Origin of the sequence: Janthinobacterium aestuarii, from assembly GCF_051380835.1 — a bacterium.
GTDB lineage: Bacteria > Pseudomonadota > Gammaproteobacteria > Burkholderiales > Burkholderiaceae_D > Janthinobacterium > Janthinobacterium aestuarii.
This window is the reverse complement of sequence record NZ_JBNYXU010000006.1, coordinates 49,575-61,330: the sequence shown is the minus strand read 5'-3', so window position 1 is coordinate 61,330 and position 11,756 is coordinate 49,575. Positions and strand designations below refer to the sequence as shown.

Sequence of the window (11,756 nt, the reverse complement as noted above, 5' to 3'; positions counted from 1 at the left end):
CTAGGTACTGGCCATGAGCACCTGCCGACAGGTCTCAGGCAAGACTTCCAGACTCACTCAACCATGAGGTGAATACAATGAAACTCTCGAAACTGAAACTGCTCCCGGCCGCAGCGGCATTGGCCATGCTGTGTGCCGCCGGTAGCGCACAGGCGGGCGCCTACGGCTATTCGTACAACAACATCTTCGGCCTGGTGATCGCCGTGCCGACGGGCCAGATCACGGTGGCCAACAGCACCACCATCTCGCGCAGCACGGCCACCCTGAATGGCGTGAGCGTCATCAATGGCGGCGCCGGCTCGCTCGATGCCCCGCGCGCCAACGTCGGCCCCGTCATCAAGGGCGAAAACGACTTCACGCAACAAGGCCCAGCAGGCAACTATTCACGCGGCGATGCGCAGATCGTCAGCACGCAGTTCCCGTCGTTCCCGCCGGGCTCCACCTCCACCCAGGCCGTGAACGTGGCCGAAGCCCACCTCGACGGGCCTTCCGGCACGGCCGATGCGTCCGGGCGCAACGGCTCGACCACGGGCTTCTCGGTCGATTTCATCGTCGGCTCGCCCACGGCAACCTTGAGCTTCGACTTCCTGGCGTCGCCCTTCATGCAAGTCTTCCTGCAAAGCACGGTCGGGCAGTTGTCCACGGCCACGGCCAATCTGGTTGTCACCTTCACCATCACGGACGCGGCTGGCGCGACGGTATTCAACTGGACGCCCGATGGCGTGATCGGCTCCGGCATCTTCGGCGGCACGGAAAACGCCGACGGCGCCAACCTGAACACCAGCCTGGCGACCAATTTCCTCACGCGCGGCAACCTGTTCACCTACGACCCTTCCGGCTGCGGCACGCCCACAGGCACCGGCGTGGGTACGGCGTGCGGCAGCAACTTCAGCTCCGTCAGCAATGCTTTAACGGCCGGCAACTACACCTTGACCTTGAATGCGGTGGAAAGCGTGGACTTGGTGAAACAGGCGGCGACCCCCGAACCGGGCACCTTGGCCTTGCTGGGCCTGGGCCTGGCTGGTCTGGGCTACGCCCGCCGCCGCAAAGTTGCCGCCTGAACCAGGCAACAGGGGGGATTCACAGGCGAGGGAGTCTCCTCGCCTTTTTTTTATGCGGCAAGCCTGTCGGTTTTCCTTACAACGCGGCCGACCAGGAGATGAGGATTTTCATGACTACATTTTTATGCATCCGACTGTCAACGGCCCTGCTGGCCTTGCTGTTGCTGGCAAGCAGCGGCACTGCCAGCGCCGCCGCCTATGGTTATTCCTACACCAGCGTCTTTGGCCTGGCCATCAGCAATCCCACCGGATCCACCACCTTGATCAGCAATATCGACGTGTCGCGCACCACCGCCACGCTCAATGGTAGCAGCGTCATCAACGGTGGCAGCAACGAGATCGACGCGCCGCAAGCGACACGCGGCGCCGTCACCAAAGGGCAAAATGATTTTACCCAGCAAGGCATGGGCAACGCCGCGTATGCGCGCGGCGAGGCGCAAATCATCACTTCGCAAATTCCCCCGTTCCCGCCGGGCTCGACCAGTACGCATACGGTGAATGCGGCGGAAACCTTCCTGACGGGCGGCGGCAGCGCCGACGCCTCGGGACGCAACGGTTCCAGCACGGCCCTGGCCATCAATTTCGTCGTCGGCCAACCGGGCGCAACCCTGGCCTTCAGCTTCCAGGCCCTGCCCTTCATGCAGCTGTACCTGGACGCGCTGGCCGGCACAGGCTCGGCGGCCACCATGAATATGGCGATGACGTTCAGCATCATCGATGACAATGGCCAGATCGTCTTCAACTGGGCGCCCGACGGCAGCCTGGGCTTCGGCATCGTGGGCGGCACGGAACTGGCCGATGCCGCCAACCTCAATACGGGCTACGCGCAAACGCCGCTCACCAGCGGCAGCGTATTTACCTACGACCCCAGCGGCTGCGGTGCGCCCACGGGCACGGGCACCGGCAAGACGTGCGGCGGGCAATACGGCGCCGTCACGGACAATCTGGTGGCGGGCAACTACACCCTCGTGTTGAACATGCTGAACAGTTCCGAACTGGCCTACGTGCCAGAAGTCACGCCAGTGGCGCTGCCCGGCACCTTGCCGCTGCTGGCGGCGGGCCTGGCAGCGCTGGCTTGCCTGGCGCCACGGCGCCGGCGCTGAGCCCCAGATGCGCAAGCAGTCACGCGCGTTACTGCCCCTTTGTGGGCGCCACCAGCAAGTCTTGCAGCGGACGGCGCAGCGAGCGCGCACTGGCCGCCGGCCCCGCGCCGATGCGCCCGAGGAACACGGCCCGCTCGACCGCCGTGACGCCCAGCACGGCCTGGCATTGCACGGCCAGTTCCTGCGCCATTTCCTGCATGCCATCGGTGCGCGAAAAGGTGCGCCGCTCGCGCACATAACGGGCAAAGATCAGCGGCGTCAGTTCCGGCTGCAATTGCAATCCCAGCTGCGTGGCCGTCAGCCAGAAGCGCTGCATGGCACGGCCGGCCGCCACGTAATCGTCGATATGGCGCGGCGGCGCATCGGCCAGCAGCGCGAAATGCGCGGCGCAATACAGGCCCGGCAGCAAGTCCATCTGTAGCCGCGGGGCAATGGTGCCGCCCAGCCAAGTATTGAAAAAATCCACGCGGCGCCAGCTGTGCATGACCCAGCGCATCAGGCGCGCCGTCATCGCATCGACGCCGAGCGCCTGCTCCGGGATGCGGTCGCTGCTGAAGCGCGCCCCCCATTCGATCACGTCGCGGTGCACTTTGTGCGCTTCGGGCATGGTCAGGCGCAGCTTCGCATTGTCGAACATCAGCCGCGCGCAGGTCAGGCGCGCGCGTCCGCCTTCGAACCACTGCACGCCGTAGCCGGGCGGCAAGCTGGCCGCCAGCGCCGCCTTTTCGCTGGCGCGCAGGCTGCGCGTGCCGAGCCGCCGCCGCTGCACGCTGCGCTGCGGCAGGAACGCCGCCAGCGGATCGGCTTGCATGCCGGGACTATCGATCAGGTGCACATCGAAGGTGGGCAAGGTATCGGGCATGGACAAACGCCGGCGCGCTTCCATGCGCAAGCCATGGCTGCTGGCCGCCAGCGCCATGCTTTCGAGCAAGGCGCCCAGCGATAGCTGGCTGGGATGGCCGTCGAGGTCGTACACGCAGTGGCTGCGCGTATCGAAGCCATGCACGACCACGTGCCGCGGGTCCACGACTTCAAAGCGCCACGGCTGCGTGTTGTCGCCGCTGGGCGCCCAGCGCGCCTGGTCGAGGATGCTTTCCAGCACGGGATCGTTCAGCAATGCTTGCGCCATTTATGCCCCCTGCGCGGCGCGTCGCCGCTTGATGATGGCCATCGTCAGGCGCTGCAGCGGATGGCGGTTGCCGCCGGGACGCCAGGTATGCACGAGCTTGTTGCGATAGGCGTCGAAATGCACGCCGTGCGGCGCCGCCATCACCTTGCCGCGTTTCAACAAAATTTTCAAGGCTTCCGTGGCGGCCGCACCCGCGCACAGCTGGCAGCCCATGATGGTCGATGGCCCGCGCCGCTCCTTCAGGTTGATGGCGGAGGGGTCGACCAGGTAAGGACCGTGCAAGCCGGCCGGCGCCAGCCCGACGAGAAAGCGCAGCGCTTTTTCTTCTTCGGGCAAGTCGCCCCAGCCAAAATACTCTTCGAACGTCATGCCGCCCGGCATGAAGCTGAGCACGGCCGTCCCCATGCCCAGCGGCGCGGCCGTGATGGCGGGAATGCCCAGGCGGGCGCAGGTGGCGAAAGTGGCCTGGCGCGCGGGAAAGGCGAAGAAATCCAGGCCGTCCACGTACAGGTCGACACCGGCAAAGAACTCGGCCAGGTTGCTGTCGCGTATGCCGTCGGGGAACTGCTTGATGTCGAGTTCGGGATTGATGTCGCGCGCCATCTGCGCCAGCACGGCCACCTTGGGCTGGCCCAGGGTGGACACCATGGCGCCGGCCTGGCGGTTGAAGTTGGCGATATCGAAGGTGTCGAAATCGGCGATGTGAAAAGCGCCGATACCCAGCCGAGCCAGGGTCAGCAAGTGCACGCCACCGACGCCGCCCATGCCGGCAATGGCCACGCGCTTGCCGCGCAAGCTGTCTTGCTCCGCCTGCGTGACCCAGCCCAGGTTGCGGGCAAATGCCGCGTGATAGGAAAAACCATCTGTCATGCTTACCTCTACTGTGCGTCCGCCAAGGACCAAGAAGAGTTCGACAGATGGGCAGGCGATAAGTTCCCGTTATGACGAAAACTTAGCGGGCCAGCCGGCGCTGGGCCGCCGGCGCCGGGCGTGGCGCCCCTGCCACTGCGCCCACCTTGAACACGCTGACAATCTGCGCCAGACCCGCCGCCTGTTCGTTCATCGCCTGCGCCGCCGCCGATGCCTGCTCGACGAGGGCCGAGTTTTGCTGCGTCATGTTGTCCATCTCGACGATGGCCTGGTTGATCTGCTCGATGCCGGCGCTTTGCTCGGCGCTGGCCGAGGAAATCTCGGCCACGATATCGGTCACGTGCTGCACGCTGGAGACGACTTTTTCCATCGTTTCGCCTGCCAGCGCCACCAGTTTTTCACCGGCGCCCACTTGCTCGGCGGAACTGTCGATCAATTGCTTGATCTCCTTGGCTGCCGCGGCCGAACGCTGCGCCAGGTTGCGCACCTCGCTGGCGACGACGGCGAAGCCACGGCCCTGCTCGCCTGCGCGCGCCGCTTCCACGGCCGCGTTCAGGGCCAGGATGTTCGTCTGGAAGGCGATGCCGTCGATGACGGCGATGATGTCGCCAATCTTTTTCGACGAGGCATTGATGGCGCCCATGGTGTCGACCACCTGGCTCACCACGCCGCCCGCCTGGCTCGCCACTTGCGAGGCAGAAATGGCCAGCTGGTTGGCCTGGCGCGCATTGTCCGCATTCTGGCGCACGGTCGAGGTCATCTCTTCCATGGTCGACGCCGTTTCTTCCAGCGATCCCGCCTGCTGCTCCGTGCGCGCCGACAGGTCGTGGTTGCCCGAGGCGATCTCGCCCGACGCCGTGGAAATGGATTCCGCATCGGTGCGCACCTGGCTCACCAGATGGGCCAGGTTATCGCGCATGGCCTTGATCGCCATCAGCAAACTCGACGTATCGCCGGGGCGCGTATCGATGTGCGTGGTCAGATCGCCCTGGGCGATTTGCGCCACGATGGCCGCTGCATAGTCGGGTTCGCCGCCGAGTTGGGCCAGGATGCGGCGCAGCATCAGGGCCGCCAAGGCGCCCACCACCAGCATCAGCGCGCCGCCGATCGCCAGCAGCACGCCCGCCTGGGCCCAGAACTTGTGGTTGATGTCATCGATATACGTGCCCGTACCGATCAGCCAGTCCCACGGCGCAAATTTCACCACGGCATACATCTTTGCCACCGGATCCTTCACGCCGGGACGCGTGCCGTCCGCCTGCACCAGGCCGATGCGGCTGGAGGCCAGGGCCACGCGGTAGCGGTCGCCCGACTGCTTCATGTTCTTTTGCGGCACGCCGATGCGCGACGCGTTTGGATGCACGTACAACAAGTCCGTGCTGAAATCGCGCACGAAATAATACATATCGTCCTTGGCGAAGCTGCCGATGGCCAGCTTGGCCTGCTGCTGAGCCTGCTCACGCGTGAGCTTGCCCGACTGTTCCAGCGCATACGCCTTTTCCACGGACGCGTTGGCCAGCTCCACCAGCACCGTCAATTGCTCGACCCTTTCCGCCATCATGGTCTGGCGCAAGGAATACAGGGAAAATGAAGCGATGAGGACAATGCCCAGCAAGGTGCTGAAACACAGGAGGAGAATGCGCGAACGGAGTGTCATGGGTGCCTGGAAATAAATAGAAGAATTAATTGCCCAATGGAAATCTTTTCAGAAAAGCAAAACGGGCGGCGCTACCGGGCTGTGCCCGGCAGGCACCGCCCGCTGTAAGTCGTGTTGAGAAGGTCAGGCCAAGGCTTCCTTGGCCGCCTCTTCCGGCGTCAAGCCGTCGTAGAACTGGTCGGTAAACCACTCGACCTGCTCTTCGATGTGGTCCTGCGCCTGCGCCACGGTGGCGCCGCCAGCCACGAGGAAGCCTTCGACCTCGATACACCAGTTGATCAACTCCAGGGTTTCCGGATCGAGCTCTTCTTTCTTAGCCATCGTATTTCCTTGCTCGTTAAATTGCGATATCACATCAATAAGCGGCAGTTTAACAGCTTCGCCACGCTGCCGCCCATGCAGATCAAACACGACGGTTACTTGGCTGCAACGTTTTTGCGTTCCGGATACATTACCACCTGCACATAATTGTGCATGTCCAGATAGCGCTGCGCCGCCAGCTTGAGGGCTTGCGGCGTGATGGCGCGCACACGCTGCTCGTAACGCAGGATGTGCGCGGGGTCGCGCCCTTGGGTCACGGAACCCATCAGCTGACTCATCCAGTAGCGGTTTTCGCGCAGCGACTTTTGCTGGCGCGTGATCCAGTTCAGCTTGACCTTTTCCAGGTCGGCCGCCGATGGCCCGTCCGTTTTCATCTTGTTGATTTCGGCAAACGCGGCGGCGATCACCTTGTCCACGTTTTCGGGTCCCGTCGGCAAGTTCAAGGCCACCGAATAATGGCCATACGGGTGCTGGCCCATCGAGGTTTCGAAGCCGCCGCCATAGATCATGCTCATCTTTTCACGCAGCACTTCGATGACTTTCAGGTTCAGCACTTCGCCCAGCGCCTGCAAGGTCAGCTTTTGCTCGTCCGAATACGCCACGTCGCCATTGAAGGTAATGGAAATCGTGCTCTTGGGCTCGCTGCCCATGTAAATATCCTTCTTGACGACCCCGGTCACCGGGCGCATGCCCACGTCGCGGTAGGCATGCGGCACGTCGCCCACGGGCAAGGTGCCCAGGTAGCTGGCGATCAGCGGCTTGATCTTGTCGAGCTCGAAGCTGCCCGCGAAGATGAAGGTCATGCCGCGCGCGCTGGAAAAGCGCTGGCGGAAGATGTCCAGCGAACGGTCCAGGCCCACCTTGTCGAAGTCGGCCGCGCGCGGCACGCCATCGACGCGCGGATTATCGCCAAACATGGCGTGCTGGATGGCGTCGTAAAACACGGCTTCCGGCTGCGCCATGCTGTTTTTCGCCAGGTCCTGCTGCTTGCCGATGAAGGACTGGTACAGGCCAGCATCCTTGCGCACGTCATTGAAATACAAATACACCAGTTGCAGCATGGCTTCCACGTCGGCGCTGCTGGCCGAGCCGCCAAAACCTTCGCTCAGCTCGCCCAGCGACGCGCCCACGTTGACCGTTTTGCCGGCCAACACTTTTTGCAAGTCCAGCGGCGCCAGGTCCTTCAAGCCCATGCTGCCGACCACGGCGCTGGCGTAGCGGGCGTTGTAGATGTCGGCGTCGCCGAACAGCGACTGGCCGCCGAAGCGCGTCGAGCCCATCAGCACCTGGTCATTCTTGAAGTCCGTCGGTTTGAGCAGCACGCGCACGCCATTGCCCAGGGTCAGTTCTGTCACGCCGATGGCACTGTTCAACTTTTCCGAGACGATGCTGCCGCCGGCCGGCGGGCCATCCATCAGCTTGCTGGCCAGGACTTTTTCCGTGCGCGGCTCGACCTTTTGCTGCTCGGCCTTCGCCACGGCGTCGAGCAATTGCTGCTGCGTCGGCACGCTGGCACCCGGTTTCGGCTCGGCGCCCATGAAGACCACCAGTTTCTTTTGCTGGTCGGGAATCACCTTGGCCACGGTTTCGTTGATTTCCTGCAGCGTTACCTGCGGCAAGAGTTCCTGCGCGTACAGCAATTCATTGGCGATGCCGGGGATGGCTTCCTGCTCCAGGAAGTTGCGCGAATACTCGGCGACGAAACCGGCCGAATCGGACTTGTCGCGTTCGCTGTAGGCGCGCTCGTAATTGCGCAGCATGTCCTTGCGCGCGCGGTCCAGTTCATCCTGGCTGAAACCGAAGCGGCGCGCCCGCTCATCTTCCTGCACCAGCGCATCGACGGCCGGCTGCACGCCGCCCTTGCCCAGCAAGGCATACGCGCTGAACGATTCATAGCCGCGCACCAGCTTGCCCATGCTGCTGCCGCCCTGGATGAACGGGGGATTGGCTTGCTGCGTCAATTCCTGCATGCGCGCGCTGAGCATTTGGCCATACAGGTTCTCGATCATCTGGCGGCGGTAGTCGGCAATGGTGACGGGTTCCTGCGCGGCGCGGATCGGGTAGCGGATGAAGACACTGTCGTCCGGCGCTTCCTTGTCCGTGATCACCAGCGCTTCCGTCTGCGAGCGCTGCGGCACTTCCGCATACAGGCGCGGACGCGGTTTCGCGGGGTTTTTCAGCTTGCCGAAATGCTGCCGGATCAGCTTTTCAGCCTGTTCCGGCTCCACATCACCGACCACCATCACGGCCATCAGATCGGGCCGGTACCAATCCTTGTAGAAACGCTTGATGGCTTCGGGCTTGAAGGTTTTCAGCACGGATTCCTTGCCGATCGGCATGCGTTCCGCATAGCGCGAACCGTTCAGCAGCTTCGGATATAAAACCTTGTTCATGCGGTCGCTGGCGCCCTTGCCCAGGCGCGCCTCTTCCAGCACGATACCGCGCTCGCTATTGATGTCGGCCGGGTTGAATTTCAAACCATGCGCCCAGTCTTCCAGCACGAGAAAACCCTTTTCCAGGTTTTCCTTCTTGTTCGTCGGAATCGGCAGCACGTACACGGTTTCATCGAAACTCGTGTAGGCGTTCAAGTCGGCGCCGAACTTCACGCCGATCGATTGCAGATATGAAATCAGTTCATTGCGCTTGAAATGCGTGGAACCGTTGAAGGCCATGTGTTCCGTGAAGTGGGCCAGGCCTTGCTGGTCGTCATCTTCGAGGATGGAACCGGCTTTCACCACCAGGCGCAATTCCACTTTCTGCGCGGGACGGGCATTTTTCTTGATGTAATAGGTCAAGCCATTCGGCAGTTTTCCGACGGTAACTTCTGGTGCCAGCGGCAGGGGATCGCTCAAACGGATTTCCGCCTGGGCCATGCAGGCGCACGCCAGCAAGACGGCGCCCGAGATCAGGCGTAATTTACTCAGCTTCATGTATTCTCAACGGTAAGATTCAGTAAGCGTACCTTACACTGAAATCCTGTTTCCGCCATTAAAAACAGCTTAGGAAAAACTGCTTTCCCCAGGCAACTTTGCCGAATAACAAACTCAGCAGTGCCCTGCCCCTTTTTTTCATCTGTGCTAAAGTATTGCCGCCGGTCATGTGGACCGGCACAACAATACGTCTTCGGGGCGGGGTGCGATTCCCCACCGGCGGTAAGACCGGCAACGGTCAAGCCCGCGAGCGCTTTCCGACAAGGATTGGCATTAGTAACCGTCGCGAGCAAGCTCAATATCGGCTTGAGTGGCGCAACTGTACGAAGGTACAGTGAGCAACGCAAAGTCGAGAGTGGGCTGCGCAGCAGGTTAATAAGCCAATCCGAGGAAAGGTCAGCAGATCCGGTGTGATTCCGGGGCCGACGGTATAGTCCGGATGAAAGAAGATGTGCAGTAAACGCGATGTCCGCTCGACCTGTCGATGCGGCCGGCTGCGTCTATTCGCTTGCCCTGCAGCGTTTTTCGCCTATGCGAGGAGCGTTTCACCATGTTAGTCAACAGCTATACCCTGCTTTCCAACGACCTCGAAGGTCGCATCCAATCCGCCCTGGCCGCCATGCGCGCCGGCATTCCCGTCATCCTGCTCGACGATTTCGACCGTGAAAACGAAGCCGACCTGATCCTGTCTGCCGAGAAACTCACGCACGAAACCATGGCCCTGCTGATCCGCGAATGCAGCGGCATCGTCTGCCTGTGCCTGCCGACGGACGTCGTCAGCGCGCTGGAATTGCCGCCCATGTCGTCCGACAACGGCAGCCGCTACGGTACGCCGTTCACCGTGTCCATCGAGGCGCGCGACGGCGTCACGACGGGCGTGTCGGCCGCCGACCGCGTGACCACCATCCGCGCCGCCATCGCGCCCGATGCCAAGCCCGCCGACCTGGTGCGCCCCGGCCACGTCTTCCCCTTGCGCGCCGCGCCCGGTGGCGTGCTCGAGCGCCGTGGCCACACGGAAGGCTCCGTCGACCTGTCGCGCATGGCGGGCCTGAACCCGGCCGCCGTGCTGTGCGAGCTGATGAATCCGGACGGCACCATGATGCGCGGCGACGATATCGAACGCTTCGCCGAACTGCACGGCATGCCGATTCTGACCATCGAAGAACTGGTGGAATGGCGCAGCACGCGCGAGCAATAAACTGTCAGACGGCGACGGCCTTCGGCAGATGCACGTGCCGATAGACGAGGCCCGCCGCCAGGCCATACGCGACGGCAATCGTCGCGTAGGCCAGCGGCAACCGCAGCGACCAGTCCTGCACCATGTGCAGGATGCTGCCGATCAGGGCCACGCCCACGAGGGCGCCGATTTGCCGGTTCGCATTCAGGGCCGCCGCCGCGCTGTTCGCATGCTGCTTGCCGGCCACCCGCATCACGGTGGCCGTCATGGCGGGAATGGCGATGCCGATGGCCACGTTCATGACGGCCGTGCCCAGCGCCAGCAGCGCAAACGGCGTGCCCGGACGCAAGCCCATCAGCAACAAGGCCATGACGGCCCCTACCAGCAAGCCGGCCAGCATGGGCAAGCGCGTGCCATGACGGGCCGCAATACTTCCCGCCATGAAGTTCCCCACCGTATAGGCCGCCATCATGGGCAGCAGGCGCAAGCCCGAGTGCAAGGCATCGGCGCCGCCCGACTGCTGCAGGAACAGGCTCAATAGGAACAGCTGGCCGAAGACGCAGAAATTAATCAAAAACCCCACGCCATTGGCCGCGCCAAAGCTGCTGCTGTGAAACAGTGCGCGCGGCAACAGCGGATGGCTGCCGCTGCGCTCGCGCCGCAGCAATTGCCCGGCCGACAGCACCGCCAATGCCACCGCCGCCAGCACGCCGGGCGACAGCCAGCCCAGCACGGGCCCTTCGATCAGCACAAAACTGAGGCCCGCCAGCGCCGCCACGCCCAGCGCATGGCTGAGCAGCGACAGATCGCGCGGCTGGCGCGCCGGTGCCGCCAGCAGCAACTGCGCCATGACGATGGCCAGCACGCCCAGCGGCACGTTCACCCAGAACACGCTGCGCCAGCCGAACTGGTGCACGAGGATGCCGCCGATCAGAGGGCCGGATGCACCGGCCACGCCCACCAGCGCCGACCAGGCGCCCAGCATGCGCGTGCGCTCGCGCTCGTCGTCAAAGCTGTGCGTGAGCAGGCTGAGCGAACTGGGCATGAACAGGGCCGCGCCCGCGCCCTGCAGCAGGCGCGCGGCCGTCAAAAAATGCCCGTCGGGCGCGGCGCCGCACAGGATCGAGCCGAGCAGAAAGACGCCGAGGCCGCCCTGGTACACGGCTTTCGGCCCGTAGCGGTCGGCCAGCGCTCCGCCGGCCAGCAGCAGCGCGGCAAACGTCAGGGTGTAGCCGTCGACCACCCAGACCAGGCCCGTCAGCGGTATGGCCAGGTCCAGCGCGATATCGGACAGCGCCACGTTGACGGCCGTGACGTCGATCATCGCCATGACGAAGCCGAAGGCCAGGGTCAGCAGGATCAAGCCGTTGGCGCGGCGCGGTGTGGGGGCAAACATAATATTCCTTGCAGGGACAGCGGGGCAGCCATTATGCGAGCGTTGCATGATGCAGTAAACAGGCATAAAATCAGCGCCTTGATGCAAAAATGCATCACCAATCACAAGGAAA

General features: G+C 63.3%; 9 protein-coding genes and 1 riboswitch. Of the genes, 3 read left to right on the top strand and 6 right to left on the bottom strand.

The genetic code is table 11. The annotated features are described in order from the left end of the window. Positions 1 to 77 precede the first annotated feature (77 nt). Both ACQ4WO_RS16785 and ACQ4WO_RS16780 read left to right on the top strand, forming a co-directional pair. The gene (locus ACQ4WO_RS16785) at positions 78 to 1,061 is read left to right on the top strand and encodes an EDSAP-1 family PEP-CTERM protein (RefSeq protein WP_436482418.1); all 984 of its coding nucleotides are present in this window, start codon (positions 78 to 80) and stop codon (positions 1,059 to 1,061) included. A 110-nt stretch (positions 1,062 to 1,171) separates the two neighbouring features. Then, complete coding sequence (locus ACQ4WO_RS16780; protein ID WP_436482417.1) at positions 1,172 to 2,164, top strand: EDSAP-1 family PEP-CTERM protein; 993 nt, start codon at positions 1,172 to 1,174, stop codon at positions 2,162 to 2,164. A gap of 28 nt (positions 2,165 to 2,192) precedes the next feature. On the opposite strand, the gene ACQ4WO_RS16775 is transcribed toward ACQ4WO_RS16780, so the two are convergent. The 5 genes from ACQ4WO_RS16775 to ACQ4WO_RS16755 all read right to left on the bottom strand — a co-directional run bounded on the left by ACQ4WO_RS16775 (position 2,193) and on the right by ACQ4WO_RS16755 (position 9,071). Beyond that, positions 2,193 to 3,293: a nitroreductase family protein gene (locus ACQ4WO_RS16775; protein WP_436482416.1), complete on the bottom strand. Its 1,101-nt coding sequence runs from the start codon at positions 3,291 to 3,293 to the stop codon at positions 2,193 to 2,195. Further along, on the bottom strand, positions 3,294 to 4,163 hold the full coding sequence (locus tag ACQ4WO_RS16770; protein WP_436482414.1) for a ThiF family adenylyltransferase: 870 nt from the start codon (positions 4,161 to 4,163) through the stop codon (positions 3,294 to 3,296). It abuts the gene before it with no gap. Positions 4,164 to 4,245: 82 nt separating this feature from the next. Beyond that, positions 4,246 to 5,820 carry a methyl-accepting chemotaxis protein gene (locus ACQ4WO_RS16765; RefSeq protein WP_436482413.1) on the bottom strand — a complete coding sequence of 525 codons (1,575 nt, stop codon included), beginning with the start codon at positions 5,818 to 5,820 and terminating at the stop codon, positions 4,246 to 4,248. A 123-nt stretch (positions 5,821 to 5,943) separates the two neighbouring features. Then, on the bottom strand, positions 5,944 to 6,141 hold the full coding sequence (locus ACQ4WO_RS16760) for a hypothetical protein (protein ID WP_010399555.1): 198 nt from the start codon (positions 6,139 to 6,141) through the stop codon (positions 5,944 to 5,946). Positions 6,142 to 6,236: 95 nt separating this feature from the next. Beyond that, on the bottom strand, positions 6,237 to 9,071 hold the full coding sequence (locus tag ACQ4WO_RS16755) for a M16 family metallopeptidase (protein ID WP_436482412.1): 2,835 nt from the start codon (positions 9,069 to 9,071) through the stop codon (positions 6,237 to 6,239). A 185-nt stretch (positions 9,072 to 9,256) separates the two neighbouring features. After that, positions 9,257 to 9,526, top strand: a riboswitch (FMN riboswitch). Between the two features lie 95 nt (positions 9,527 to 9,621). Here ACQ4WO_RS16755 and ribB point away from each other — a divergent pair. Continuing rightward, complete coding sequence (gene ribB, locus ACQ4WO_RS16750; RefSeq protein WP_436482411.1) at positions 9,622 to 10,269, top strand: 3,4-dihydroxy-2-butanone-4-phosphate synthase; 648 nt, start codon at positions 9,622 to 9,624, stop codon at positions 10,267 to 10,269. Positions 10,270 to 10,273: 4 nt separating this feature from the next. Here the strand turns inward: ribB and ACQ4WO_RS16745 are convergent, their stop codons facing one another. Next, the gene (locus ACQ4WO_RS16745; RefSeq protein WP_436482410.1) at positions 10,274 to 11,644 is read right to left on the bottom strand and encodes an MFS transporter; all 1,371 of its coding nucleotides are present in this window, start codon (positions 11,642 to 11,644) and stop codon (positions 10,274 to 10,276) included. Positions 11,645 to 11,756: the final 112 nt, after the last annotated feature.

Bases quoted from the DNA above. Each gene is read 5' to 3' on its own strand.
- ACQ4WO_RS16770 (WP_436482414.1), bottom strand. From the start codon at position 4,163: ATGACAGATGGTTTTTCCTATCACGCGGCATTTGCCCGCAACCTGGGC.
- ribB (WP_436482411.1), top strand. From the start codon at position 9,622: ATGTTAGTCAACAGCTATACCCTGCTTTCCAACGACCTCGAAGGTCGC.
- ACQ4WO_RS16775 (WP_436482416.1), bottom strand. From the start codon at position 3,293: ATGGCGCAAGCATTGCTGAACGATCCCGTGCTGGAAAGCATCCTCGAC.
- ACQ4WO_RS16745 (WP_436482410.1), bottom strand. From the start codon at position 11,644: ATGTTTGCCCCCACACCGCGCCGCGCCAACGGCTTGATCCTGCTGACC.
- ACQ4WO_RS16755 (WP_436482412.1), bottom strand. From the start codon at position 9,071: ATGAAGCTGAGTAAATTACGCCTGATCTCGGGCGCCGTCTTGCTGGCG.
- ACQ4WO_RS16765 (WP_436482413.1), bottom strand. From the start codon at position 5,820: ATGACACTCCGTTCGCGCATTCTCCTCCTGTGTTTCAGCACCTTGCTG.
- ACQ4WO_RS16785 (WP_436482418.1), top strand. From the start codon at position 78: ATGAAACTCTCGAAACTGAAACTGCTCCCGGCCGCAGCGGCATTGGCC.
- ACQ4WO_RS16780 (WP_436482417.1), top strand. From the start codon at position 1,172: ATGACTACATTTTTATGCATCCGACTGTCAACGGCCCTGCTGGCCTTG.
- ACQ4WO_RS16760 (WP_010399555.1), bottom strand. From the start codon at position 6,141: ATGGCTAAGAAAGAAGAGCTCGATCCGGAAACCCTGGAGTTGATCAAC.